The 21,615-nt window shown below is 67.7% G+C and carries 22 protein-coding genes; 6 read left to right on the forward strand and 16 right to left on the reverse strand.

Going from position 1 to position 21,615, the window contains the following annotated elements; translation table 11 throughout:
- Positions 1 to 65: 65 nt before the first annotated feature.
- The 7 genes from wecB to D4766_RS07090 all read right to left on the reverse strand — a co-directional run bounded on the left by wecB (position 66) and on the right by D4766_RS07090 (position 6,781).
- Entirely contained in the window at positions 66 to 1,190 is a 1,125-nt protein-coding gene (wecB, locus tag D4766_RS07060) for a non-hydrolyzing UDP-N-acetylglucosamine 2-epimerase (RefSeq protein ID WP_120716816.1), read from the reverse strand.
- A 50-nt stretch (positions 1,191 to 1,240) separates the two neighbouring features.
- On the reverse strand, positions 1,241 to 2,296 hold the full coding sequence (gene rfbB, locus D4766_RS07065; protein ID WP_120716817.1) for a dTDP-glucose 4,6-dehydratase: 1,056 nt from the start codon (positions 2,294 to 2,296) through the stop codon (positions 1,241 to 1,243).
- A gap of 122 nt (positions 2,297 to 2,418) precedes the next feature.
- Complete coding sequence (locus tag D4766_RS07070) at positions 2,419 to 3,003, reverse strand: hypothetical protein (RefSeq protein WP_120716818.1); 585 nt, start codon at positions 3,001 to 3,003, stop codon at positions 2,419 to 2,421.
- 114 nt (positions 3,004 to 3,117) lie between these two features.
- Entirely contained in the window at positions 3,118 to 3,651 is a 534-nt protein-coding gene (locus tag D4766_RS07075) for a demethoxyubiquinone hydroxylase family protein (protein WP_120716819.1), read from the reverse strand.
- Positions 3,648 to 4,127 (reverse strand): disulfide bond formation protein B, encoded by a 480-nt coding sequence (locus D4766_RS07080; protein ID WP_120716820.1) that lies wholly within the window; start codon positions 4,125 to 4,127, stop codon positions 3,648 to 3,650. The genes D4766_RS07075 and D4766_RS07080 overlap by 4 nt, the downstream gene beginning before the upstream one ends.
- A complete protein-coding gene (locus tag D4766_RS07085; RefSeq protein ID WP_120716821.1) occupies positions 4,127 to 5,464 on the reverse strand; it encodes a S41 family peptidase in 1,338 nt (445 codons plus the stop codon). The genes D4766_RS07080 and D4766_RS07085 overlap by 1 nt, the downstream gene beginning before the upstream one ends.
- 81 nt (positions 5,465 to 5,545) lie before the next feature.
- Positions 5,546 to 6,781 carry a murein hydrolase activator EnvC family protein gene (locus D4766_RS07090; RefSeq protein ID WP_234024737.1) on the reverse strand — a complete coding sequence of 412 codons (1,236 nt, stop codon included), beginning with the start codon at positions 6,779 to 6,781 and terminating at the stop codon, positions 5,546 to 5,548.
- 107 nt (positions 6,782 to 6,888) lie between these two features.
- Between D4766_RS07090 and D4766_RS07095 the strand changes: the two genes are divergently transcribed.
- Positions 6,889 to 7,902 (forward strand): NAD-dependent epimerase/dehydratase family protein, encoded by a 1,014-nt coding sequence (locus tag D4766_RS07095; protein ID WP_120716823.1) that lies wholly within the window; start codon positions 6,889 to 6,891, stop codon positions 7,900 to 7,902.
- Here D4766_RS07095 and D4766_RS07100 read toward each other — a convergent pair whose 3' ends face one another.
- Both D4766_RS07100 and rsfS read right to left on the reverse strand, forming a co-directional pair.
- The gene (locus D4766_RS07100; RefSeq protein ID WP_120716824.1) at positions 7,903 to 8,325 is read right to left on the reverse strand and encodes a 23S rRNA (pseudouridine(1915)-N(3))-methyltransferase RlmH; all 423 of its coding nucleotides are present in this window, start codon (positions 8,323 to 8,325) and stop codon (positions 7,903 to 7,905) included. It lies immediately after the preceding gene.
- Positions 8,326 to 8,748: a ribosome silencing factor gene (gene rsfS, locus D4766_RS07105; protein WP_120716825.1), complete on the reverse strand. Its 423-nt coding sequence runs from the start codon at positions 8,746 to 8,748 to the stop codon at positions 8,326 to 8,328.
- Positions 8,749 to 9,115: 367 nt separating this feature from the next.
- Between rsfS and galE the strand changes: the two genes are divergently transcribed.
- Positions 9,116 to 10,132, forward strand: a complete 1,017-nt coding sequence (gene galE / locus D4766_RS07110; protein WP_120716826.1) for a UDP-glucose 4-epimerase GalE — start codon at positions 9,116 to 9,118, stop codon at positions 10,130 to 10,132.
- Here galE and D4766_RS07115 read toward each other — a convergent pair.
- The 3 genes from D4766_RS07115 to D4766_RS07125 are packed head-to-tail and all read right to left on the reverse strand — an operon-like array spanning position 10,123 to position 13,047.
- Positions 10,123 to 10,704, reverse strand: a complete 582-nt coding sequence (locus tag D4766_RS07115; RefSeq protein WP_120718115.1) for a nicotinate-nucleotide adenylyltransferase — start codon at positions 10,702 to 10,704, stop codon at positions 10,123 to 10,125. The genes galE and D4766_RS07115 overlap by 10 nt on opposite strands.
- Positions 10,704 to 11,759 carry an aldo/keto reductase gene (locus D4766_RS14030; protein WP_120716827.1) on the reverse strand — a complete coding sequence of 352 codons (1,056 nt, stop codon included), beginning with the start codon at positions 11,757 to 11,759 and terminating at the stop codon, positions 10,704 to 10,706. The genes D4766_RS07115 and D4766_RS14030 overlap by 1 nt, the downstream gene beginning before the upstream one ends.
- A gap of 25 nt (positions 11,760 to 11,784) precedes the next feature.
- On the reverse strand, positions 11,785 to 13,047 hold the full coding sequence (locus D4766_RS07125) for a glutamate-5-semialdehyde dehydrogenase (protein WP_120716828.1): 1,263 nt from the start codon (positions 13,045 to 13,047) through the stop codon (positions 11,785 to 11,787).
- A 233-nt stretch (positions 13,048 to 13,280) separates the two neighbouring features.
- Here D4766_RS07125 and D4766_RS07130 point away from each other — a divergent pair, with 233 nt between their 5' ends.
- Together D4766_RS07130 and D4766_RS07135 are read left to right on the forward strand one after the other, a co-directional pair.
- Positions 13,281 to 14,447, forward strand: coding sequence for a M23 family metallopeptidase (locus tag D4766_RS07130; RefSeq protein WP_120716829.1), 1,167 nt, complete (start codon positions 13,281 to 13,283; stop codon positions 14,445 to 14,447).
- Positions 14,440 to 14,838 carry a bactofilin family protein gene (locus tag D4766_RS07135; protein ID WP_120716830.1) on the forward strand — a complete coding sequence of 133 codons (399 nt, stop codon included), beginning with the start codon at positions 14,440 to 14,442 and terminating at the stop codon, positions 14,836 to 14,838. Before D4766_RS07130 ends, D4766_RS07135 begins: the two co-directional genes overlap by 8 nt.
- Positions 14,839 to 14,878: 40 nt before the next feature.
- On the opposite strand, the gene D4766_RS07140 is transcribed toward D4766_RS07135, so the two are convergent.
- From D4766_RS07140 to D4766_RS07150, 4 genes are all read right to left on the reverse strand, one after another.
- A complete protein-coding gene (locus tag D4766_RS07140) occupies positions 14,879 to 16,558 on the reverse strand; it encodes a long-chain-fatty-acid--CoA ligase (RefSeq protein WP_120716831.1) in 1,680 nt (559 codons plus the stop codon).
- A gap of 51 nt (positions 16,559 to 16,609) precedes the next feature.
- The gene (locus tag D4766_RS07145; protein WP_120716832.1) at positions 16,610 to 17,317 is read right to left on the reverse strand and encodes a DUF1013 domain-containing protein; all 708 of its coding nucleotides are present in this window, start codon (positions 17,315 to 17,317) and stop codon (positions 16,610 to 16,612) included.
- A gap of 87 nt (positions 17,318 to 17,404) precedes the next feature.
- Entirely contained in the window at positions 17,405 to 17,557 is a 153-nt protein-coding gene (locus D4766_RS13790) for a hypothetical protein (RefSeq protein ID WP_162935697.1), read from the reverse strand.
- Between the two features lie 128 nt (positions 17,558 to 17,685).
- Entirely contained in the window at positions 17,686 to 18,684 is a 999-nt protein-coding gene (locus D4766_RS07150) for an NAD(P)H-quinone oxidoreductase (protein ID WP_120718116.1), read from the reverse strand.
- Between the two features lie 127 nt (positions 18,685 to 18,811).
- Between D4766_RS07150 and D4766_RS07155 the strand changes: the two genes are divergently transcribed.
- The gene (locus D4766_RS07155) at positions 18,812 to 19,012 is read left to right on the forward strand and encodes a DUF1192 domain-containing protein (RefSeq protein ID WP_120716833.1); all 201 of its coding nucleotides are present in this window, start codon (positions 18,812 to 18,814) and stop codon (positions 19,010 to 19,012) included.
- Positions 19,013 to 19,154: 142 nt separating this feature from the next.
- The gene (gene clpA / locus D4766_RS07160) at positions 19,155 to 21,551 is read left to right on the forward strand and encodes an ATP-dependent Clp protease ATP-binding subunit ClpA (RefSeq protein ID WP_120716834.1); all 2,397 of its coding nucleotides are present in this window, start codon (positions 19,155 to 19,157) and stop codon (positions 21,549 to 21,551) included.
- Positions 21,552 to 21,615: the final 64 nt, after the last annotated feature.

Consider the following 21,615-nt stretch of genomic DNA (forward strand, 5'->3'; position numbering starts at 1 on the left):
ATTCCCGCAATTGGTTTCGCGCGCAGGCTATAGGCGGAAGGGGTAAATTTACCGGTAACGGTGTTTCAGCGCGCGGCCATCAGATCGACTATGCGTGCGGTCGCCCTGCCGTCGCCGAACGGATTGTGCGCCTTCGCCATCGCCTCGTAGGCGTGCGGATCGTCGAGCAGCCGGTTTGCCTCCGCCACGATGCGGTCCGCGTCGGTGCCCACAAGCCTGGCGGTCCCGGCCGCAATTCCTTCCGGCCGCTCGGTCGTCTCGCGCATCACCAGCACCGGCTTCCCCAGCGCGGGCGCTTCCTCCTGTACTCCGCCGCTGTCGGTCAGCATCAGGGTGCTGATCGCCAGAAGGCGCGCGAAGTGCGGGTAGTCGAGCGGCTCGATCAGGGCGACGTTGTCCAGCCCCGCGAGCCGCTCGTTCATCACGGCGCGCACGTTGGGATTGAGGTGGACGGGAAAGATCACCGCAACGTCGTCGCGTTCGGCGAGGCGGCGGACCGCCGAGGCGATTCCCTCCATCCCGTCGCCGAAGTTCTCCCGCCGATGGCTGGTCATCCCGATGATGCGCTTGCCCGCGAACCGCCGCTCCAGATCGGCGAGACCCGCCGCGAGAGCGGGCTCGCGTTCGATCTTTGCGGTCACCCAGTGGAGCGCGTCGATGACCGTGTTGCCGGTCACGTGTATCGTCTCGGGCGCGACGTTCTCGCGGCGCAGCGCTTCCGCCGCGGTTTCGGTGGGGGCGAAGTGCAGCGCGGCGAAGGCGCCCACGATTTTGCGGTTAACCTCTTCCGGCCACGGATGGTGGATGTTGCCGCTCCGCAGGCCGGCTTCGACGTGCGCGACAGGAATCTTGCGGTAATAGGCTGCCAGAGCGCCGGCCATCGCGGTCGCGGTGTCGCCCTGCACCACGACCCAGTCGGGCCGTTCGGCGTCGAGCACGCGGCCGATCCCGGTAAGGAGGTTGGCGGTCAGCGCGTCGAGCGTCTGGTCGGGCTGCATAAGGTCGAGATCGTGGCCCGGCACGATGCCCGCAATCTCGAGAACCTGGTCGAGCATGCCGCGATGCTGGCCCGATACGCAGGTCCGGCTCTCGAACCGCTCGTCGGCGGCCAGCGCATGCACAAGCGGGAAGAGCTTGATCGCTTCCGGCCGGGTGCCGAACACGGTGAGGACCTTGCGGACGTTCGTCATGACCGCAGGCCCCTACACCCCAAATGCTACGAAAACGCCAACCGGGGCGGTCAGCCTTCGCCCAGCCGCTCCCCGGCATATTTGCCCGATCGAATGGGCTCCCACCACCAGCCGTTGTCGAGATACCAGTCGATGGTCTTGGCGAGGCCGCTTTCGAAGGTTTCGGCCGGGGTCCAGCCGAGCTCGCGCTCGATCTTGCTGGCGTCGATCGCGTATCGGCGGTCGTGTCCGGGACGGTCGGCGACGAAGGTGATGAGCTCGCGGCGGGGCTTGCCGCCGTCGAGCGGCCGCCGGGCATCGAGCGCGTCGCAGATCGCCTCCACCACCGCCAGGTTCGTGCGTTCCTGGTTGCCGCCGACATTGTAGCTTTCGCCGACGGCGCCCTTCGTCAGCACCGCTTCCAGCGCCGCGGCGTGATCGTCGACGAACAGCCAGTCGCGCACGTTGTCGCCCTTGCCGTAGACCGGCAGCGGCTTGCCCTCGAGCGCGTTGAGGATGACGAGCGGGATGAGCTTCTCGGGGAAGTGATACGGGCCGTAGTTGTTCGAGCAGTTCGACAGCACGACCGGCAAGCCATAGGTTTCGTGCCAGGCGCGCACGAAGTGGTCGCTTGCCGCTTTGCTGGCCGAATAGGGCGAGGACGGCGCGTAGGGCGTGTCCTCGGTGAACAGGCTGTCGTCGAACGGCAGGTCGCCGAACACCTCGTCGGTCGAAACATGGTGGAACCGGAAGTTCTCCTTCGCCTCGCCCTCGAGCCCGCGCCAGTATTCGAGCGCGGCCGACAGCAGGCGGAACGTGCCGACGACGTTCGTCTCGACGAACGCGCCCGGGCCGTCGATCGACCGATCGACGTGGCTCTCGGCCGCGAGATGCATGATACCCTCGACCGCGTGTTCGCGCACCAGGCGGAGCACCAGATCGCTGTCGGCGATGTCGCCTTCGACGAGCACGTGGTTCGGCGCGTTCTCGATGACCTTCAGCGACGCGGGATTGCCCGCATAGGTCAGCTTGTCGAGCGTGACGACGTTCGCCCCGCCGCGCACGAGGCGGCGGACGACGGCTGATCCGATGAAGCCGGCGCCGCCGGTGACGAGGATCGATTTCATCGGGGCGCCACGGAGCTCGGAATCGGCGTCATGTCGTTGGAAGTCCTGCTGCAAGGAAAGCCGGTGGATCGGCGCTCCCTAGGCAGCAAACCGGCGCGAGACAACCGGAGCCGTGCGCCGGATTACTGGCCCGGTGGCACCATGATCGGCGCGGCGTCGCCCGGCTGCGTGGTTGGTACTTCATCGGGAGTGGGGCCGGCCCGCTCGGCTTCGAGGCGCTTCATGTATTCGCGCTCGATCTCCTCGACGCGGCTCTGCTCGCTGGCGGCGTCGGCATCGATCGTCGACAGGCGTTCGGCGCGTGCCGCGGCAATCAGGGCGGAGAACCGCACGTCGGCGCCTTCGCGCTTGTCGGCATAGGCCGCGTCGATGAGCTGCTGGGTGCACCCGGTGAAGCCGCCCGCGCCCGCGGTGGAGCACGAATTGGTGCCGAACCTGGTCACCAGCTCCAGTTTCTCGACCCGGCGCGCCCAGGCCATGTTCGCAGGATCCTCGCTGAAACGCAGCGCCTCGGGAATGCGGTAGCGGTCGCCCTCGGGCATGCGCGCGACGACCAGGATCTCGTCGGGATCGGTCGGGGCCGGCGCCGCGTCGTCGCCGTAGACGATGACCATGCGGACCTTGTCCCCGCCGGCGTCCTGCGCGGCGGCGGGGGCCGCGACCAGCGCGGCGGCGGCGAATAACGGCAGGGCGAACAGGCGGTTCATCGTGGTGTCCTCAAATCTTTGGCGGGGTCGAAGTCGGGCGTGAGAGAGCCCTATGCGCCGTGAATACCCAATGAAGCGCTCGTCGCCCCGTCCCGGTTCCGGGTTGCGGCGGCGTTAGATGCGCTTCGACAGTCCGATCGCGACCCTGCAGCCGAGACGGATCGCCGAACTGAGCAGGGGATAGCCGGGCGCGCGCTCCGCCCCGGCGGCGAGCGCCGCGTCGCGGTGGGCGCGTTCGTCCTCGCGGAATTCGGCGATCATGCCGGCAAGTTCGGGGTCGTCGCCGCTCGCTTCCAGCTCGTCCAGCTGCTCCGAATAGTGCCTGTCGATCTCTTCCTCGACCGCGGCGGTGCAGGCCATCGCGGCTTCCGGTCCCATCAGGGCGGTCGCGGCACCGAGAGCGTATCCCGCAGCAGACCAGAACGGCTGCAACGCGGTGGGGCGTACCCCCCGCTTCGCCATCAGCGCGTCGAACTTCTCGCGGTGGCCGCGTTCCTGTTCGGCCATCGCGGCGATCTCGCCCGAATGCGGCCCGCGATTGCCCATGACGGCGAGTTGCCCCGCATAGATCCGGGTCGCGCCGAATTCGCCCGCCTGGTCGACGCGGATCATCTGCGAGCGGTCGGGTCGGGAAGATGCGAAAGTCATGTGCGGCGCCCGATCAGCACGAGAATGGCGATACCCGAGACTGCCGAAATGAGGAAATTCCACCCCGCAAGAGATATGCCCAGCAGGCTCCACTGCACGTCGTCGCAGCGGACCAGCGGCGCGTTCATGATCGCCTCGAGCGGATCGCCGCCGCCGCTGGAAATGGTGCTGCACGCGGTCAGCCCCTCCCACCAGCCGTATTCGACCCCGGCGTGGAATGCGCCGATCGCACCCGAAACGAGAATCGCGAGGGCAGCCAGCGCGATCCACAGCCGGCGGGGCGGCGCGAAGAACGAGATCGCCGCCAGCGCGATTGCCGCGAAGTGCGGGTAGCGCTGCCACCAGCACATCTCGCACGGGTAAAGGCCGAACGCGTATTGCCCGACATAAGCGCCGCCGAGCAGCAACAGCGGCACGCCGAGTGCCAGCCGCTGGGCGAGCGCGGTGGACCGGCTTGCGGTTCCCCGTCCCGGCATCAGTTCTTGCGCGCCACTGCGTTCGGGGCAGTCCGGCGGAGCGTGCGAAGCGCGTAGTCGAGCTGGAAGTCCTCGACCCCTTCCTTCTTGAGCTGTTCGGCGGTCAGCTGGAAGCGCGGATCGTCGATCCGGTCCTTCTCCAGATCCTTGTCCTTCAGTGCCGCCTCGTTGACGAGATGACCGCGCAGGTCCGATTCGCGCATCCGGAATTTCTCACGCTTGGCGAGATCGGGGTCGGACAGCTGCGGCACGCGGATGTCGGGATCGATGCCGCCTTCCTGCACCGAATGGCCCGACGGGGTGTAGTATCGCGCCGTGGTCAGCTTGAGCGCGGCGGTCTGGCCCAGCGGCAGCAGGGTCTGCACGCTGCCCTTGCCGAAGCTCGTTTCGCCCATGATCACCGCGCGATGTTGGTCCTGCAGCGCTCCGGCGACGATCTCGCTTGCGCTGGCGGAGCCGGCATCGATCAGCACGATCACCGGCACGCCCTTGGCCATGTCGCCCTTGAACACGCTCTCGGCCTCGTACCGGAGCGACTCGCCGCGCGCGCGGCCCCGCTGCGAGACGATCTCGCCCTTCTCGAGGAACAGGTCGGACAGCGCCACCGCCTCGTCGAGCGAGCCGCCCGGGTTCTGGCGCAGATCGAGAACTAGGCCATTGAGCCGCCCCGACGCCTGCTTCTTGAGGTCGTTCCAAGCGGTGAACACGTCCGAACCGACGTCGCGGCTGAACTCGTTGACCGAGATGTAACCGATATTGCCCGCCTTCAGTTCGTGGGTCACCGGTTCCAGCTCGATCACGCCGCGCGTCACGGTCACGTCGAACGGCTCGTCGCGGCCGGTGCGAAAGATCGTCAGGCGAATGCTGGTGCCAGCCTGTCCGCGCATCCTGGCCACCGCTTCGTCGAGCTCGCCGCCGTAAATCAGCTGGCCGTCGAGGTGGGTGATGTAGTCGCCGGCCTTGATTCCGACCTTGTCCGCCGGGCTGCCCTTGAACGGGCTGACCACCTTGACCGCCCCGTCGTCCATCACGACCGACAGGCCGAGGCCCGAATAGTTGCCGTCGATCATCGTCTCGAGGCGCTGAAGATCCCCGCCGTCGAGGTAGGCCGAATGCGGGTCGAGGCTGGCAAGCATCCCGTCGATGGCGCCGCGGATCAGCTTGTCGTCGTCCACCGGCTCGACGTAGCTCGCCTTGATCCGCTGGTAGACCGCGAACAGCTTGGCGAATTCCGGGCCGGCGCGCCCGTCGACCTGCGCCATGCCGGCGGTCGTGGCCGGGATCAGCGCGATGGCGCTAACGAGCGCTGCGGATTTGACGAGTGAGCGGAGATTCATGCGGGGGTTCCCATCCTTCGACCCGCTTCTATCGCGCAGGCCAAGTTAATGCCAGATGAGGCGTAAGGCGGCAGACCGCGATCACCGCAGATATTCCGCCGGATTGACCGGTGCCCCGTCGCGTCTCAGTTCGAACCCGACCGCCGGACGGTCGATACCCGCAACCCCCAGCGGCGAACCCGCGACGACCGACTGTCCCACCGCCACGTCGACCCGCGCGAGGCCCGTGACGAGGCTGGTGAAGCCCCCCGAATGCTCGATGATGACGATCCGGTCGAACCCCCGGAACGGTCCCGCGAAGGCGATCCGGCCCGCCCCCGGCGAGACGACCTGCGCGCCGTCCGCGGGAGCGAGCGAGATGCCGCCCGAGCGCACGCCGCCCTCGCCCGCCGCGCCGAAGCCGGCGATGGTGCGCCCGGCGACCGGAAGCTGGAACGCTGGTCGTGCGGATCCAGCGGGCGCAGACGATGATGGCGGACCCGCATCGACGTCCGAAACAAAACCGCTGTCCTCGGGGCGCGCCGGGCGGAGGCGTGGCCCCGGCAGGGCGGCGAGCGTGCGCCGCAAGTCGCCGATCCGGTCGAGGCTGCCGACGAGCCCGTCGAGATCGCGTGCTTCTTCGGCCAAGGCCAGCGCGCGCTCCGCCTCGCGCGCCGCCGCGCCGCTCGCCGAACGCAGCGCCATGCGCTGGCGCGATTCGACCGCGGCAAGCTGACGCCGGCGGCTCTCGAGTTCGCTCTCGCCCGATCGCAGCGCGGCCAGCGCGTCGCCAGCCTCGGCCTCGATGGCGCGTGCCCGCGCGATCTCGCCGCGCAGCGCGGCGGTGCGGCGGCGAACCTCGGGCAGCGTGGTCTCGAGAATTGCGCGCACGTGGACGGTGTCGGTGAGGCTGCCGGGACGCAGGATCGACAGCGCGAGCGGGCGGCGCGCCAATTTCTGCAGGCCCGCGGTCAGCCGGATGAGCGGGCCGCGGCGCACCGCCAGCCGCCGATCGAGCGCCGCGCGCTGCTGACCGGCGAGCGCGATGCGCGCCTCGGCGGCGGTGATGCCAGCTTCCGATTGCTGGATACGCGCCGCGAGCGCAGCGGCCTCGCTCGCGGTCTTGTCAGCTGCTTGCCGGGCGGAGCGCGCCCTCGCCTCCAGCGCGTCGGCGCGGCTTGCGGCATCGCGCGCTTGCTCGCGCGCACGGGCGAACGCCGCCCGCGTTTCGGCCGCATCGCCGCCGTAACCTTGCGCGCGCTGCGCCATTGCGCCCTGCACCGCGAGGATGGCCGCGACGGCCGCGATCAAGGCGAGAATGGGCATGAAGCGATGCACGTCACCGCCCTAGCGGCGATTGGCGCGATATCGAAGGGCGATGGTAACCGCGATTGTCTAAGGCGGCGCGAAAACCTACGCCGCCGGCAGTCCAGCGAAAGGCATCCATGCGAAAAGTCCTCGTCACCGGCAGCGCCGGCTTCATCGGCTATCACCTGTCGCAGCTATTGCTGGACGACGGGTTCGTGGTCGTCGGCTACGACGGGATGACCGACTACTACGATGTCCGCATCAAGGAACGGCGACATGCCATGCTGTCGCAGAACGAGAGGTTCAGCGCCCATGTCGGGATGCTGGAGGACTTCGACGCGCTCCACGCGCTTGCGATGGCCGAGAAGCCCGACGTGATCGTCCACCTCGCCGCGCAGGCGGGGGTCCGCTACAGCCTCGAGAACCCGCGCGCCTATATCGATGCCAACATCGTCGGCACGTTCAACGTGATGGAATGCGCGCGCGAACTCGGCGTCGATCACCTGCTCATGGCCAGTACCAGCAGCGTCTATGGCGCGAACGAGGATATGCCCTTCGACGAGCTCGAGCGGGTCGAGACCCAGATGACGCTCTACGCCGCCACGAAGAAGGCGAACGAGGCGATGGCGCACAGCTACGCCCACCTCTGGACCCTGCCGACGACGATGTTCCGCTTCTTTACGGTCTATGGGCCGTGGGGCCGGCCGGACATGGCGTTGTTCAAGTTCACCCGCGGCATTCTGAACGGCGAGCCGATCGATATCTACAACGACGGCGAGATGTACCGCGATTTCACTTACGTGACCGACCTCGTACGCGGGATCCGCCTGCTGATCGATGCCGCCCCGGTCCGCCCAAGCAGTCGCGATGCGATCTCGCCGGGCGACAGCCTGAGCCCGGTCGCCCCCTTCCGGGTGGTCAACATCGGCAACGGCGAGAAAGTCCGCCTGCTCGATTTCGTGGAGGCGATCGAGGCCGAATGTGGGACCGAGGCGAAGCGCAACTACATGCCGATGCAGAAGGGCGACGTTCCCGCCACGTGGGCCGACACCGCACTGCTCCAGCGGCTGACCGGTTACACGCCGAAGACGGATTTTCGCGACGGGGTGCGGCAGTTCGTCGCATGGTACCGCGACTACTACGGCGTCTGATCAGCCGCTGCGGTGATAGGGATGGCCGGCGTCAATCGTGGTCGCGCGGTAGAGCTGTTCGGCGAGCATCGCGCGGGCGAGCAGGTGCGGCCAGGTCATCGCGCCCATTGCCAGCAGCAGGTCGGCATTCGCGCGCTCCTCGTCCGAATGACCGTCCGCCGCACCCAGCACGAAACGTGCCTCGCGCACGCCCTCGTCGCGCCACCGCCCCAGAATCGCGGCGAACTCCTCCGACGACAGAGCCTTTCCGCGCTCGTCGAGGAGGACGGTGCGGCATGGCGCAAGGGCTTCCGGCACCTTGCCGCCGGTTTCGGGCAGTTCGGTATGCCGGAACGGCCAGGTCAGCCGCTTTTCATAGCGCGCCACCAGCTCGGCCTCGGGCGAACGGCCCAGCTTGCCGCGCCCGACAACGTGCAGAAGCACTCAGGCCGTGCCCGATGCTGCCGGTTTCTCGTCGCCGAAGCCCCACATGCGTTCCAGGTTGTAGAAGCTGCGCACTTCGGGACGGAAGAGATGGACGACCACGTCGCCCGCATCGATCAGCACCCAGTCGGCGGCCGGGAGGCCTTCGATTCGCGCGTTGCCGAAACCGGCGGCCTTGACCTTTTCGGCGAGATGCTGGGCCATCGCGGCAACCTGCCGGGTCGAACGACCCGACGCGATCACCATGTGATCGGCGATGGACGACTTGCCCGCGAGCGGGATGGTCACGAGATCCTGCGCCTGGTCGTCGTCGAGCTGGGCGAGGACGAGCGCATGGAGCCGCTCGGCCGGGGTTCCGGGATCGGTCACTGCACCTCCGGGGATGGCACCGGCGGTCGCCGGCAGGGATTGCGCCTGTTGCATGGGCGGGAAACGAACTCCTTGATTGTCCATTCGGGCTGCAGCGGAGACTGCAAGAGGGCATCGGCGCGCGTCATGTGCGCCGGAGTGTCCTCCGGGCGGGGTGAAGACGGTCTGAATGAGCCGGGTAGCGGGGCGGCCGACGACCGGCCGTACCGATCGCCATTGCTGTGCGTGGTCACGGTGGGCGTGGTCACGAGAGGCCGGTGTACTCCCTTGCCCGCGATCCGTAAAAATCCTCCGGCGGGCACGGGCAGCCTGCCGATGCCTTACAGATAGCCTGCCCGGCGCTTCGCCGCAATGGCGCTGCTTGCCCCGCCGCGCCGCCACTGCGATAGGGCGGCGATCCCCTGCGACGAGGCGAGACGGCATGAACGACGCGAAGCACCCGGTCCCCGTCCTCGTCACCGGCGGCGCGGGCTACATCGGCAGCCACGCCGTCCTCGCGCTGCGCGATGCCGGCCATCCGGTCGCGGTGATCGACAACCTCAGCACGGGGTTCCGGTTCGCAGTCCCGGATGACGTCCCGTTCTACGAAGGCGACATCGCCGACGAAGCCCTGCTGGCGCGAATTTTCGCCGAACAGGGCACGCGGGCGGTCATGCATTTCGCGGGCTCCATCGTGGTACCCGAATCGGTCGAGAAGCCGCTCGACTACTACCTCAACAACACCGTGAAGAGCCGCGCGCTTATCGCCGCCGCGGTCGCCGCCGGGGTGCCGCATTTCATCTTCTCCAGCACCGCTGCGACCTACGGCATGCCCGATGCCGAGCGCGTGTCGGAGGATACACCGCAACAGCCGATCAATCCGTACGGCTGGTCGAAGCTGATGACCGAGCGGATGCTCGCCGACACCGCCGCGGCGCACACGCTGAATTATTGCGCGCTGCGCTACTTCAACGTCGCCGGCGCCGATCCCCACGGGCGCAGCGGGCAGTCGACGGCGGGCGCGACGCATCTCATCAAGGTCGCGGTCGAGGCGGCGCTGGGCAAGCGCGCCCACGTGGCGGTCTACGGCACCGACTACAAGACGCCCGACGGCACCGGTGTGCGCGACTATATCCACGTGTCCGATCTTGCCGCCGCGCATGTCCTCGCGCTGCAGGCGCTGGTTGCCGAGCCGGGGCGGTCGCTGCAGATGAACTGCGGTTACGGGCGCGGATTTTCGGTGATGGAAGTGCTCGACGCAGTCGACCGGGTGACCAACATGGCGATCGACCGCCGGATCGAGGGGCGCCGTGCCGGCGATCCCGGGGCGCTGGTGTCGGACAATGCGCGGATCATGGCGACCCTGCCGTGGGAGCCGAAGTATGCCGACCTCGACACGATCGTCGCTCACGCGCTCGCTTGGGAGCGCAAGCTCAGCGAATTTCGCAATCAGGAATAACGGCGCACCCAGTCCGGATCGGCCTTGCGCAGTTCGGTGGCCGAGATCGGGTCGGGATCGAAGCTGAGCCAGACCAGCATGGGCGTGCGCCAGTCCCCCCGGCGCAATACCGCGGGCGGAACGCGATAACGGCGAAGCCACGCCATCGCGGGGCTTGCGAAGGCCTTCGCCTCGTACCCAGGGCGGGCGAATACCGCGATGGGGACCGTCCGCGCGATGGCGCGCCAGTCCTTCCAGCGGTGGAACTGGGCGAGGTTGTCGGCACCCATGATCCACACGAAGCGGCGGCGGGGGTAGCGCCGCTTGAGGGCGCGCAGGGTGTCGATGGTGTAGCGGGTGCCCAGGTCACGCTCGATCGCAGTGGCGCGGATCGGTGCCCGCCGCGCCTGTTCCCGCGCGCTGGCGAGCCGGACCGCGAGCGGGGCCATGTCCTTGCCAGATTTGAGCGGGTTGCCCGGCGACACCAGCCACCACACTTCGTCGAGCGCGAGCAGGCGCAAGGCGGCGAGGCTGATCTGCCGGTGCCCCCGGTGCGCCGGGTTGAAGCTGCCGCCGAGAAGCCCGGTGCGAATCACTCTTCGCCCGGAACCCGGCGCGGCGAGACGCTGCGATAGCCGCCCTGGCGCGCGAGCATCCAGCCGGGATATTCGCGCGGCAGGCGGCTTAAGGTGCCGAGTTTCTGCAGTTCCTCGGCGCCGAATTCCACGTCGCAGGCGCCGATATTGTCGGCCAGCTGGTCGGCGCGCTTGGCCCCGACGATGACGGTCGAGACCGCCGGCTGGTACAGCAGCCACGCCAGCGCAAGCTGGGCGACCGTCTTTCCCTTCGCATCTGCCATTTCGCGCAAGGCGTCGATCACGTCCCATGCTCGGTCCTTTTCGACCGGCGGGAAGTCGAACTTCGCCCGGCGCCCTTCCCCGCCGCTCAAGCCGTCATCCTCTCGCGTGTACTTGCCGCTGAGCAATCCGCCCGCCAGCGGCGACCAGACCATCAGCCCCACGCCTTCGCTTTCGAGCATCGGCACGATTTCGCGCTCGAGGTCGCGCCCGGCGATCGTGTAATAGGCCTGGAGCGAAGCGAACTTCTCCAGCCCCAGCCGCTCCGAAATGCCGAGCGCCTTCATGATCTGCCACGCCGCCCAGTTCGAAACGCCGATGTAGCGTGCGCGCCCGGTCCGCACGATGTCGTCGAGCGCGCGCAGCGCCTCGTCCATCGGGGTCTGCGAATCCCAACCGTGGATCTGGTAGAGATCGACGTGATCGATCCCCAGCCGCTCCAGGCTGGCGTCGATCTGATGCAGCAGGTGATAGCGGCTGGTGCCCGCGTCGTTGGGCCCTTCGCCCATGGAACCCATCGCCTTGGTCGCGATCACCACGTCGCTGCGGGCAACGCCGAGGTCCTTCAGCGCCTGGCCGACGAAACGTTCGGACTGGCCGCGGGTGTAGACGTTGGCGGTATCGATGAAATTGATCCCGGCATCGAGCGCCTGCTTCACCATCGAAGTCGACGCGTCCTGATCGAGGCCTGCGATGGCGGCGAACATGCCGGGGTCGGTGCCGAAGGTCATCGCACCCAGGCACAGTTCGGATACGATGAGGCCGGTGGAGCCCAGTCGGTTGTAGCGCATGTCGTCTCCTAACCGCGAACGTCTCTCATCCGCGCGTCTGTCCCGTCCCCCGCACGATCCACTTGTAGGTCGTCAGCCCCTCCAGCGCCACCGGCCCACGCGCGTGGAGGCGCCCGGTCGCGATGCCGATCTCCGCGCCGAGGCCGAATTCGCCTCCGTCGGCGAACTGGCTGGAGGCATTGTGCATCACGATCGCCGAATCGACCCGGGCGAGGAATTGCGCCGCAATGGCGTCATCCTCGGTCACGATCGCATCGGTATGGTGCGACCCGTGCGCGGCAATATGCGCCATTGCCGCGCCGACCCCGTCGACGACCGCGACGCTGAGCACCGCGTCGAGGTATTCGGTGTCCCAGTCCTCGTCCGACGCCGCCAAGACCCGCGGGTCGATCGCCTGCGCCCGCGCATCGCCGCGTAGCTCGCACCCGGCGTCGAGCAGTGCAGCCAGCAACGCCGGCGCATCCGGGTAGGCGGCGTCCACGAGCAGCGTCTCCATCGCCCCGCAAATGCCCGTCCGCCGCATCTTTGCATCGAGCGCGATGGCGGTCGCCTTGGCCGGGTCGGCGGCGGCGTGGACGTAGGTCGCGTTGTTACCGTCGAGATGGGCGAGCACCGGCACCCGCGCATCGGCCTGGACCCGCGCGACGAGGTTCTTGCCACCGCGTGGCACGATCATGTCGATGAGGCCCGCCGCCCCCAGCATCGCCCCCACCGCGGAGCGATCCTGCGTCGGCACGAACTGGACGGTGGCGCGCGGCACGCCTTCGGCTGCCAGCCCCTGCACGAAGGCCGCGTGGATTGCGCGGTTGGTGCCCGCCGCTTCACTCCCGCCGCGCAGCAGCACCGCGTTGCCGCTGGCGAAGCACAGCGCCGCGGCGTCCGCGGTCACGTTGGGACGGCTTTCGTAGACGATGCCGACGAGGCCGATGGGAATGCGCACCCGCTCAAGCACGAGGCCGTTGGGCCGTTCCCCGCGCGAGATCGTTTCGCCGAGCGGCGACGGCAGCGCGGCCACCGCTTCGATGGCGGCGGCGATCCCTTCCAGCCGGGTGGGATCGAGGCAGAGCCGGTCGAGCATCGCGAGGGTAAGGCCAGCCCGTTCTCCGACGGCGCAGTCGAGCGCGTTTGCGTCTAGTATGCATGCAGCGTCCGCGCGCACGGAAGCGGCTGCCGAGCGCAGCGCGGCCGAGCGGTGCGCCGCGCTTATTTCTGCGAGTAACGGCAGGGTCGCGCGCGCTGATTGCGCAAGACGCGCGATCAGTTCGGCGGGACGTTCGCTGTCGGCCATGCCATGATCGCTAGCAGCGCAATTGCCTCAAGTCAGGCAAGGAAAGCGATAGGCGCGCGAACGCCGATTGCCACTTCGTGTTCCCGACAAAATGCAAAAAAAGCGCGATTGCGAACGTTTCACCGCACGACTCGTCCGACTCGCCCCGAGTCCCCGCTCGTGGATTCGACCTTCAGGTTAACTTTGGCTAGCCGGCGCCCGGGATAAAAACGGGTCGTAGGGGTCTCGGACACATGACAGCAACCGCCGGCGGGCCGCTTGCCCGCCTGCGCGCCTGGTTTCCCGATCGCGAGTTTTTCATGCGGTCGCAGGGACAGGTTCGTTTCATCAAGATAACATCGCGCGTCCAGATGACCGTCGCGGGCATCGTGCTCGCCGCGCTCGTCGCCTGGGGCGTGTCGATGGCGGTCATGGGCTGGCTGCAGTATCGCGCCGCCGCCGACCGAATGTCTCTGCTCGAGCGCGAGGCCAAGGTCGCAACGTCCGAAGAACGGTTTGACGCCTACAGCCGCGATCTCGGCAAAACGACCGCCGATCTCGCCAAGCGGCAGGAGTTCCTCGAGGAGATGGTGGAATCACTGCCCGCCGACATGCGCAGCGACGAAACCGTGACCGATTCGACCGGCGAGGCGGCCGCGACCGTCGAAAAGGTCAGCGCACTGTTCCCGCAAGCCGCCGGGCTCGCCCGGATCGAAGCGCGTCAACTCGCCTTCGCCGAAAAACTGACCCGCTATGCCGACCGCCGCGCTGAACGAAGCGCTGCGGCGATCCGCAAGCTGGGGCTCGATCCCAACGCCATGATCCGGACCGCCCGCAAAGGTGCGATCGCGCGCGGCATGGGTGGTCCGCTCAAACGTCTCGCGACTTCGGTCGACGGATCGATCGATCCGCGCTTCGAACGCCTCGGGCTTAGCCTCGCGCGGATGGAAGCGCTCGACACGAGCCTTGCCGCCATTCCGCAGTATCGCCCCGCCGCGGTAGAGATGCTGACTTCGAGTTACGGTTTCCGCAGCGATCCGTTCACGGGCGAATCGGCCATGCACTCGGGCCTCGATTTCCGCGGCCCGGTGGGCGCGCCGATCTATGCCGCCGCAAACGGCCGGGTCACCTTCGTCGGCCGGAAGGGCGGTTACGGCAACGTCGTCGAAATCAGCCACGGCAACGGGATGATCACCCGCTACGCCCACATGAGCCGGTTCCAGTCGCGCGTCGGCCAGGAAGTCGCCGCGGGCGATGTGATCGGCGCGATCGGCAGCACCGGTCGCTCGACCGGACCGCACCTCCACTTCGAGGTGCGCGTCAACGACCGCGCGGTGAACCCGCGCCCCTTCCTGGAGGCAGCCCCCCGTGTTCTCAAAGAAGCTCGACGAGTTCAGCCCGAGCAGCGCGCCGATGGCTAGGCAGTCCGCCAGCGGCTCGACTTTCTCGGTCATCGGCAGCGACGTCGTCATCAAAGGCGATATCGAAGCGAGCGCGGACCTCCACATCGACGGCCGCGTGGAAGGCGACATTGCCTGCGCCAGCCTGGTGCAGGGCGAAGGCAGCCACATCCAGGGCGGCATCACCGCCGAAAGCGCCCGCATCGGCGGGGCGGTGACCGGATCGATTGCGGCGCGCGAACTCGTGGTCCTGCGCAGCGCGCGGATCAACGGCGACGTGAACTACGACGCGCTGACGATCGAACAGGGCGCCGAGGTCGAGGGCCGCTTCGCCCATCGCGTGCCGCAGCAAAACAGTGCGCCGGTCGCCGTTGCCGAAGACGGCGAACCGCGGCTCACGCTGGCGAACTGATCGAAGCCGTCCCCCCGGCGCACGCTGGGGTCGCCAAGGATCAAGCCACTTCGGCCTTCAGCGCCTTGCGGTCGAGCTTGCCGATCATCGTCTTGGGCAGATCGTCGCGGACGACCACGGCGCTCACCCGTTCGTGCTTGCCGACGCGGGTATTGAGCCACTTCGCCAGATCGTCGCCCGTGGCCGCCGCGTCTTCGGCGAGCGTGACGTAGGCGCGCGGCATCTCGCCGTGATAGTCGTCGGGCAGTCCGATCACGAGCGCTTCCTTCACAGCCGGATGTTCGAGCAGCACCGCCTCGACCTGGCTCGGGAAGACCTTGAACCCGCCGACCGCGATCATGTCCTTGATCCGGTCGACGATGGCGATGAAGCCGTCGGCGTCGATCTCGGCCACGTCGCCGGTGCGCAGCCAGCGGGTGCCGTCGATCTCGGCGAAGGCGTCAGCGGCGGCATCGGGGCGGTTCCAGTAGCCCTGCATGACCTGCGGGCCGGCGACGACCAGTTCGCCCGGTTGCCCGTCTGGTGCGGGCCGGGTCGCATCCTCCTTGTCGAGCAGGCGGATGCGGGTGTGCGGCAGGACTTGGCCGATCGTGCCCGGCTTGCGCAAACCTTCGTAGGGGTTGGTCGAGACGACGCCCGAACTCTCGGTGAGGCCGTACCCTTCGACCAGCCGCGATTTCGTTTCGGCTTCCCACCGTTCGCGGACCGGCGCGGGCAGCGGCGCGCCGCCCGAGATGCAGACCCGGAGCGAGGAGAAGTCGGTCTTCGCCAACTGCGGATGGTCGAGCAGCGCCTGGTACATCGTCGGAACCCCGGGGAAAGCGGTCGCCCGCACCCGCTCCAGCGCCTTAAGCGCCTGCTTCGCATCGAACCGCGGCAACATCGCGATGCACCCGCCCCTGGCGACCGTACGGTTGAGCACGCAGGTGTTGGCGAACACGTGGAACAGCGGCAACACGCCGAGGATCACGTCGCGCGTATCGCGCTCGGGATCGATCGCATCGACCTGCAGCGCGTTGGTGGCGAGGTTGGCGTGGGTGAGCATCGCCCCCTTGGGCCGCCCTGTCGTCCCGCCGGTGTATTGCAGCAGCGCGAGGTCGTCGCGCGCAACGCGCGGCAGGGCGGCAGTCTCGCTCGACAGCATATGCCGCCAGCGCACGACGTCCGCCCGCTCGGGGATCGCCGCGATGGACTTGCGCCCCAACAGCTTCAGCGCGATCCGCTTGGGCCACGGCAGCATGGCACCCAGGCTGCCCACGACCAGCGTTTCGAGTTGCGACCCGTCGAGCACCTTCGATGCGGTCGGCAGCAGGCTGGCGACATTCACCGTCACGAGCAGCCGCGTGCCCGAATCGGCGACCTGCGCGCTCAGTTCCTCCGCGGAATAGAGCGGCGAGAAGTTCACCACGGTCGCGCCCGCCATCATCGCGCCGTAGTAGGCCGACAGGTAAATGGGCACGTTGGGCAGGAACAGCCCGACCCGGTCGCCCTTCCCGATGCCGCGCAGGGCAAGGCCCGCCGCCACGCGGCGCGCCTCGTCCAGTATCTCGGCATAGGAATAGGTCCGCCCTAGGAAATCGACCGCCGCCGCCCGCGGGGTGCGCGCGGCCGCCCTTTCGAGCAATTCGGGCAGCGTGGGCGCGCCGAGATCGACGTCCCACGCGCACGGATGCGCATAGGCCTGCGAGGATGGGTGGTCCGGTCCGTTGCTGACATCCATGTCAGCGAGACTGCGACAACCCTTGCCTCATGGCAAGGGCCGCGCGCGGGGTTACTGTTCGCCCGCAGCCTCTTCGGCGCGCTTGTTCTCGAGCCAAGCGGCCGCTTCGGCTTCCTGGCTCGCCTCGACCGCGGCTTTGGCGGCGGCCTCGCGCTCGGCGCGCAGTTCGGTGATGAGCGCTTCGCGATCGTTGCCGAGCCGCGTCTCGCGGGCACCGGTGTCGTCCTCGATCCCGGCCTTCTTCGCCGCCTTGGCGACGGTCGCGTCGAGCTCGCGCTGCGAGCACAGGCCGAGCGTGACCGGATCCTTGGGATTGATGTTCTGGATGTTCCAGTGGCTGCGGTCGCGGATCGCGGCGATCGTGTTGCGGGTCGTGCCGATCAGTTTGCCGATCTGCGCGTCCGACACTTCGGGATGGTTGCGCAGGATCCACGCGATGCCGTCGGGCTTGTCCTGCCGCTTCGACACAGGCGTGTAGCGCGGCCCCTTGGTCCGGCTGACCGCGACGGGGGCCTTGTGCATCTTCAGCGCGTAATCGCTGTCGGATTGCCCCTTCTCGATCTCCTCGTTGGTCAGTTCGCCCGCGTGCACGGGGTCCCGGCCGGTGTACTTGGCACCGGCGAGATCGTCGGCCATCGCCTGCACTTCGAGGATGTGAAGGCCGCAGAACTCCGCGATCTGTTCGAACGACAGCGCGGTGTTATCGACCAGCCAGGTGGCGGTCGCGTGCGGCATCAGCGGCTTGGGTTGGTCGGCCATGAGATCGGGTCCTGAAAATGCGAGAGGCCGCCCCTCGCGGGACGGCCGTTGCACCCGATCTAGGCTATCCGGCCCGCGACCGCAAGCCTAGGCGGCGCGGCGCAGGACGGTCTCCCCGCTCGCAGCCTGAACCTCGCCGAACGCGCGGACGAGCACTTGCGCGAACGTTTCCCGCCGCGGAAGACCGGAAATCCGGCCGGCGTTGTTTCCCACGAACCCGTTTTCCCATTCCTGCAGCATCGGATGCACTCCTTCGCGTCGAGACTGCAGCGGCAGATAGCGCGCCCATGCGAAACGATCGCGACGGTTGGGGGTCGGGCCCGCGACAATGTGACGGACCCGTGACGGCGCCGAGCCATGCGCGCGGATCAGCCGCCGGCAACCTCGAGCACGATCTTGCCGACGAGTTCGCCGCTTTCCATCAGCGCGTGCGCCTTGCCCACTTCGCGCAAGGGAAAGGCCGAGTGCATCACCGGGCGCACGGTGCCGTCTTCGAACAGCGGCCAGGCGACCTGGTGAATCTCCTCGGCGAGCAGCGCCTTGAAGTCTTCGGTTCGCGGTCGCAGCGTCGAGCCGGTGAGGGTCAGCCGCTTGCGCATGACCAGTGCCATGTCGATCGTCGCCTTGAGCCCGCCGAGCACCGCGATCGTCACGTGCCGGCCGTCTTCGGCAAGGCACTGCAGGTTGCGCGCCACGTAGTCGCCCGACACCATGTCGAGCACGACGTCGACACCCCGCGCATCGCCCGGACCGCCGGTGAAGGCCTTCACCTCCTCGACGAAATCCTGCGTCTTGTAGTTGATCACGAGATCCGCGCCCAGATCGCGAATGACCCCGCATTTCTCGTCGCTGCCGGCAGTGGCGATCACCGTGATACCGAACGCCTTGGCAAGCTGGATCGCCATCGTGCCGATACCGCTGGTGCCACCATGGACGAGGAACGTGTCGCCTTCGGACGCCATCCCGCGCTCGAACACGTTGTGCCACACCGTGAACAGCGTTTCGGGTATCGCGCCCGCATCCTTCAGCGACATGCCGCGCGGAACGGGCAGGCAATGGCGCGCGTCGGTGACGCAGTACTCGGCATAGCCGCCGCCCGGGGTCAGCGCGCAGACGGTCTGGTTGAGGAGTTCCGGCTCCACCCCGTCGCCGATCGCCACGATCGTGCCCGACACCTCGAGACCGCATATTGGCGAGGCACCCGGCGGCGGCGGATAGAAGCCCTGCCGCTGGATCACGTCGGGCCGGTTGACCCCCGCCCAGGCAACCCTGATCAGGACCTGGCCCGGCGCCGGAACGGGTACCTTTACGGTCTCGGCCCGAAACACGTCGGCTTTGCCCGGCGCGTCGTAGCCCATCGCGGTCATCGTTTCCGGAATGGTATCGGCCAAGCGCGCCCCCTGTTGCCCGATTGCGACAGCCTGCCGCATCGCCCGTTCGCCTAGCGGGGCGGGGCATTGACAGCAAGCGCCGCGAGGGGCGATGATTGGATCCATGGACGACGACCGTCCCCGGCCGAAAGGCGATGCGGCAAGCCTCCTCGCGAAGGAGGACCTTGCCCCCTATTCGCAGGACGAACTGCGCGAACGCATCTCGCTGCTCGAAGCGGAAATCGCCCGGGTGGAGAAGCACCGGCTGACCGCCGCCGCGCACCGCGATGCGGCCGACGCCCTGTTCGGGAAGCCCGCGTCGTGATCCGCGCGGCCCTCGCAATCGGCGGGCCGCTTCCTATATCGTCGGATATTCCCCGAACCGTAGAGCGTAAAAGCGCCGTTAACCGACCTTCTTCATACTTCCGCGTCGGCGGAGCCCGCCGCGTCGCACCGAAAGACACCTGATGCCCAGTTTCGCGCAGAACCTCGAAAAGACCCTCCATGCCGCGCTCGCCGGTGCGGCCGAGCGGCGCCATGAATACGCGACCCTCGAACACCTGTTGCTCGCGCTCGTCGAAGACGACGATGCCGCTGCGGTCATGGTGGCGTGCGGGGTCAGTCTCGACGAACTGGGCGAAGTCGTCCGCCGTTACCTCGACGAGGAATACCAGAAGCTGGAAACCAGCGAGGATGCCGATCCCCAGCCCACCGCCGGGTTCCAGCGTGTGATCCAGCGCGCGATCCTGCACGTGCAATCGAGCGGCAAGGACACCGTGACCGGCGCCAACGTCCTCGTGGCGCTGTTTTCCGAGCGCGACAGCTACGCCGTCTATTTCCTGCAACAGCAGGACATGAGCCGGCTGGATGCGGTCAGCTACATCAGCCACGGGATCGGCAAGGGCGGCAAGCAGGTCGAAAGCAAGACCGCGCAAGGATCCGCCGGTGAACCGGCGGCCGAAGCGAAGGGTGACGCCAAGGGCGCAAAGGACGCGTCTGCGCTCGACCAGTTCACCGTCAACCTCAACGAGAAGGCGAAGAACGGCAAGGTCGATCCGCTGATCGGCCGCGGACCGGAAGTCGATCGCACGGTCCAGATCCTCTGTCGCCGGAGCAAGAACAACCCGCTCTACGTGGGCGATCCGGGCGTCGGCAAGACCGCCATCGCCGAAGGGCTCGCGCGCAAGATCGTCGAGGGGCAGGTGCCCGAAGTGCTCGAGGAAGCCGTGATCTACTCGCTCGACATGGGCGCGCTGCTTGCCGGCACCCGCTATCGCGGCGATTTCGAGGAGCGGCTGAAGCAGGTCGTCTCCGAACTCGAAAAGATGCCGCACGCGGTGCTTTTCATCGACGAGATCCACACCGTGATCGGTGCCGGCGCGACCAGCGGCGGGGCGATGGACGCCTCCAACCTCCTGAAGCCCGCCCTTTCCGGCGGGACGATCCGCTGCATCGGGTCCACCACCTACAAGGAATTCCGCAACCACTTCGAGAAGGATCGCGCGCTGCTGCGCCGGTTCCAGAAGATCGACGTGAACGAGCCGACGGTCGAGGATACGGTCAAGATCCTGAAGGGCCTGCGCTCCGCGTTCGAGGATCACCACAAGGTCACCTACACCCCCGATGCGATCAAGACCGCGGTCGAGCTGTCGGCGCGCTACATCAACGACCGCAAGCTGCCGGACAAGGCGATCGACGTGATCGACGAGGTCGGCGCGATGCAGATGCTGGTGCCGCCGTCGAAGCGGAAAAAGAAGATCACCGCCCGCGAGATCGAGGCGGTGATCGCCACGATGGCGCGCATCCCGCCCAAGAGCGTGTCGAGCGACGACAAGAAGGCGCTCGAACATCTGGAGCGCGATCTCAAGCAGGTCGTCTATGGCCAGGACGCGGCGGTGCACAAGCTGTCGACCGCGATGAAGCTCTCCCGGGCTGGCCTGCGCGATCCGGACAAGCCGATCGGCTCGTTCCTGTTCTCGGGTCCCACCGGCGTCGGCAAGACCGAGGTCGCGCGCCAGCTCGCCAGCATCATGGGCATCCCGCTGCAGCGCTTCGACATGTCGGAATACATGGAAAGGCACTCCGTGAGCCGCCTGATCGGCGCGCCTCCGGGTTATGTCGGTTACGACCAGGGCGGCCTACTGACCGACGCGATCGACCAGAACCCGCACTGCGTGCTCCTGCTCGACGAGATCGAGAAAGCGCATCCCGACCTGTTCAACATCCTGCTGCAGGTGATGGATAACGGCCGCCTGACCGATCACCACGGCAAGACGGTCGATTTCCGCAACGTCGTGCTGATCATGACGACCAACGCGGGCGCGTCCGACATGGCGCGGCAGGGCATCGGCTTCGGCGACGTCAGCAAGGAGGATGCGCAGGACGAGGCGGTGAAGAAGATGTTCACGCCCGAGTTCCGCAACCGTCTCGATGCGATCGTGCCGTTCACCTACCTCGGCCGCGAAACCGTGGCGCGGGTAGTCGACAAGTTCATCCTTCAGCTCGAACTCCAGCTCGCCGAGCAGAACGTGCACATCCAGTTCGATTCGGATGCGCGGGGCTGGCTGGCCGACAAGGGCTATGACAAGCTCTACGGCGCGCGGCCGATGGCTCGCCTGATCCAGGAAAAGATCAAGCAGCCGCTGGCCGAGGAACTGCTTTTCGGCAAGCTGGCCGATGGCGGCGAGGTGCACGTGGGCCTGAAGGACGGGCAACCCTCGTTCGAGCTTACCCCGGCCCCGCCCAAAGCCAAGTCGACGCGCAAGAAGACCGCGACCTCGCAAAAGACCGCGCAGGACAGCGACACCACCGCCGACGACGCAGCCAGCGAAAACGCATCCGGCACGGACGACAGCGAAAGCTGACGACGTTCGTCCGCCCGTATCGCCCCTTCGGCGAGCGGGCGGTTGCCGGCGCGACGCCGCCGCG

This window comes from Tsuneonella amylolytica, from assembly GCF_003626915.1.
Taxonomy (GTDB): Bacteria; Pseudomonadota; Alphaproteobacteria; order Sphingomonadales; family Sphingomonadaceae; genus Tsuneonella; species Tsuneonella amylolytica.

Bases quoted from the DNA above. Each gene is read 5' to 3' on its own strand.
- D4766_RS07145 (WP_120716832.1), bottom strand. From the start codon at position 17,317: ATGGCCGACCAACCCAAGCCGCTGATGCCGCACGCGACCGCCACCTGG.
- D4766_RS07070 (WP_120716818.1), bottom strand. From the start codon at position 3,003: ATGAACCGCCTGTTCGCCCTGCCGTTATTCGCCGCCGCCGCGCTGGTC.
- D4766_RS13790 (WP_162935697.1), bottom strand. From the start codon at position 17,557: ATGCTGCAGGAATGGGAAAACGGGTTCGTGGGAAACAACGCCGGCCGG.
- D4766_RS07130 (WP_120716829.1), top strand. From the start codon at position 13,281: ATGACAGCAACCGCCGGCGGGCCGCTTGCCCGCCTGCGCGCCTGGTTT.
- D4766_RS14030 (WP_120716827.1), bottom strand. From the start codon at position 11,759: ATGCGCTACAACCGACTGGGCTCCACCGGCCTCATCGTATCCGAACTG.
- D4766_RS07140 (WP_120716831.1), bottom strand. From the start codon at position 16,558: ATGGATGTCAGCAACGGACCGGACCACCCATCCTCGCAGGCCTATGCG.
- clpA (WP_120716834.1), top strand. From the start codon at position 19,155: ATGCCCAGTTTCGCGCAGAACCTCGAAAAGACCCTCCATGCCGCGCTC.
- galE (WP_120716826.1), top strand. From the start codon at position 9,116: ATGAACGACGCGAAGCACCCGGTCCCCGTCCTCGTCACCGGCGGCGCG.
- D4766_RS07155 (WP_120716833.1), top strand. From the start codon at position 18,812: ATGGACGACGACCGTCCCCGGCCGAAAGGCGATGCGGCAAGCCTCCTC.
- D4766_RS07095 (WP_120716823.1), top strand. From the start codon at position 6,889: ATGCGAAAAGTCCTCGTCACCGGCAGCGCCGGCTTCATCGGCTATCAC.
- rsfS (WP_120716825.1), bottom strand. From the start codon at position 8,748: ATGCAACAGGCGCAATCCCTGCCGGCGACCGCCGGTGCCATCCCCGGA.
- D4766_RS07075 (WP_120716819.1), bottom strand. From the start codon at position 3,651: ATGACTTTCGCATCTTCCCGACCCGACCGCTCGCAGATGATCCGCGTC.
- wecB (WP_120716816.1), bottom strand. From the start codon at position 1,190: ATGACGAACGTCCGCAAGGTCCTCACCGTGTTCGGCACCCGGCCGGAA.
- D4766_RS07150 (WP_120718116.1), bottom strand. From the start codon at position 18,684: ATGACCGCGATGGGCTACGACGCGCCGGGCAAAGCCGACGTGTTTCGG.
- D4766_RS07125 (WP_120716828.1), bottom strand. From the start codon at position 13,047: ATGGCCGACAGCGAACGTCCCGCCGAACTGATCGCGCGTCTTGCGCAA.
- D4766_RS07135 (WP_120716830.1), top strand. From the start codon at position 14,440: ATGGCTAGGCAGTCCGCCAGCGGCTCGACTTTCTCGGTCATCGGCAGC.
- D4766_RS07080 (WP_120716820.1), bottom strand. From the start codon at position 4,127: ATGCCGGGACGGGGAACCGCAAGCCGGTCCACCGCGCTCGCCCAGCGG.
- rfbB (WP_120716817.1), bottom strand. From the start codon at position 2,296: ATGAAATCGATCCTCGTCACCGGCGGCGCCGGCTTCATCGGATCAGCC.
- D4766_RS07085 (WP_120716821.1), bottom strand. From the start codon at position 5,464: ATGAATCTCCGCTCACTCGTCAAATCCGCAGCGCTCGTTAGCGCCATC.